Origin of the sequence: Halomonas sp. 707B3 (genome assembly GCF_024158645.1) — a bacterium.
GTDB classification, from domain to species: Bacteria; Pseudomonadota; Gammaproteobacteria; order Pseudomonadales; family Halomonadaceae; genus Vreelandella; species Vreelandella lionensis.
Window position 1 is genome coordinate 1 of record NZ_JAMZBE010000276.1, and the last position, 1860, is coordinate 1860.

2 protein-coding genes are annotated in these 1860 nt (G+C 61.2%); both read right to left on the reverse strand.

All coding sequences use genetic code 11. The features are described from left to right. A partial coding sequence (proB, locus tag BIS10_RS18585; RefSeq protein WP_253507722.1) for a glutamate 5-kinase occupies positions 1 to 625 on the reverse strand: 625 nt, incomplete at its 3' end. A 39-nt stretch (positions 626 to 664) separates the two neighbouring features. Further along, positions 665 to 1855 (reverse strand): Obg family GTPase CgtA, encoded by a 1191-nt coding sequence (cgtA, locus tag BIS10_RS18590; RefSeq protein WP_089674895.1) that lies wholly within the window; start codon positions 1853 to 1855, stop codon positions 665 to 667. Positions 1856 to 1860 lie beyond the last annotated feature (5 nt).

Consider the following 1860-nt stretch of genomic DNA (forward strand, 5'->3'; position numbering starts at 1 on the left):
CAGCAATCAGCGTGGCGTCAGGGTTATGGCGGGGGTCGGCATCGAACAGGCCTTCTTGGTCGGTAAGCAGCAGCAGCGCATCGGCTTCCAGCAGATTCGCCACCAGCGCGCCGAGAGTGTCGTTATCGCCAAAGCGGATCTCGTCGGTGACGACGGTATCGTTTTCGTTGATGACCGGCACTACGCGCATCTCGACCAGCGTGCGCAATGCCGAGAGCGCGTTCAGGTAGCGCTTGCGGTTGGAGAGATCGTCGTGGGTGAGCAAAATCTGCGCGGTGAGCATGCCGTGGCGCGCAAAGTGCTGCTCGTAGCACTGGGTCAGGCCATTTTGCCCCACCGCGGCGGCCGCCTGAAGCTCGTGCACGGCGCTCGGACGCGCCTGCCAGCCCAGGCGTACCATGCCAGCTGCCACCGCACCGGAGGAAACCAGCACCACCTCTTTACCCTGCTGATGCAGGGCGGCAATTTGATCCACCCAGCCGCCAATGGCCGCTTCGTCCAGCCCACGACCATCATTGGTGAGCAGCGCGCTGCCAATTTTGACCACCACCCGGCGGGCGCTACTCAGCGCCTCACGGCCCGGCAACTGCTCGTTGCTTTCCACGTCGCGACTCTCCCACGCCATTGCGCTCACGCGATTTATCCTAGCTAGTACGCCGCTGGCTTACGGGGCGTACTCCACTTCGACATCGTAATCATCGTCGTCGAAATCGTCATCGTCTTCTTCATCATCGCGCTTACGACGACGGCCAAGGCGGGCCTCGGTACGGGCCACCGACTCCTCCTCCATGCGACGGCGCATTTCCTGCTCGCGGGCATGGGCCTCTTCGTCCTCGTTTTCCAAGCGCTGCTGCTCGGTGAGCCAGCGGTAAGCGGCTTGCACCAGCTTATCGGTGCCTTCACTGCTGATCGCCGAAATGCGGAAGACGGGACCATCCCAGTTCAGCGCATCAATGATCGCCTGGGCGCGCGCCTCGCGCTCCTCTTCTGGCAGCAGGTCGAACTTATTCAGCACCAGCCAGCGGGGCCGCTCGGAGAGCGCCGGAGAGAACTGACCAAGCTCGTGAATGATCGCCTGCGCCGCTTCCACCGGGTCGGACTCATCAAACGGCGCCACATCGACCACGTGGAACAGCAGCCGCGTGCGGGTCAGGTGCTTCAAAAAGCGCAGCCCCAGGCCCGCGCCATCAGAGGCACCTTCAATTAGCCCCGGCACGTCGGCCATCACGAAGTGCTCATGCATACCGAGCTTTACCACGCCCAGGTTCGGCACCAGCGTAGTGAACGGGTAGTTGGCCACTTTGGGCTTAGCCGCCGACACCGAACGAATCAGCGTCGACTTACCGGCGTTGGGCATACCCAGCAGGCCCACGTCCGCCATCACTTTCATTTCCAGGCGCAGGTTACGACGGTCGCCTTCGGTGCCCGGCGTGGTGCGCCGAGGCGCACGGTTGGTGGAGGATTTAAAGTGAATATTCCCCAACCCACGGCGGCCGCCTTCTGCTACCAGCACGACCTGACCAATTTCGGTCACGTCGGCAATCACCTCAAGGGTGTCTTCATCAATCACCGTGGTGCCTACCGGCACTTTTACGTGCAGGTCTTCCCCGGCTTTACCGCTCATCTGGCGGCCCATGCCGCCCTGCCCATTTTCAGCTTTGTAGAAACGCTGAAATTTGAAATCAATCAAGGTGTTGAGCGAATCATCACCAATCAGATAAACGCTGCCACCGTGGCCACCATCGCCACCATCGGGGCCACCCTTGGGCACATATTTCTCGCGGCGAAAGCTCAGACAGCCATTGCCGCCTTTACCTGCCTCAACAATAATCGAGGCTTCATCGACGAACTGCATTGGAT

What these genes read in the sequence shown, in the direction of transcription:
- cgtA (WP_089674895.1), bottom strand. Translation starts at nt 1,855, where the DNA reads ATGCAGTTCGTCGATGAAGCCTCGATTATTGTTGAGGCAGGTAAAGGC.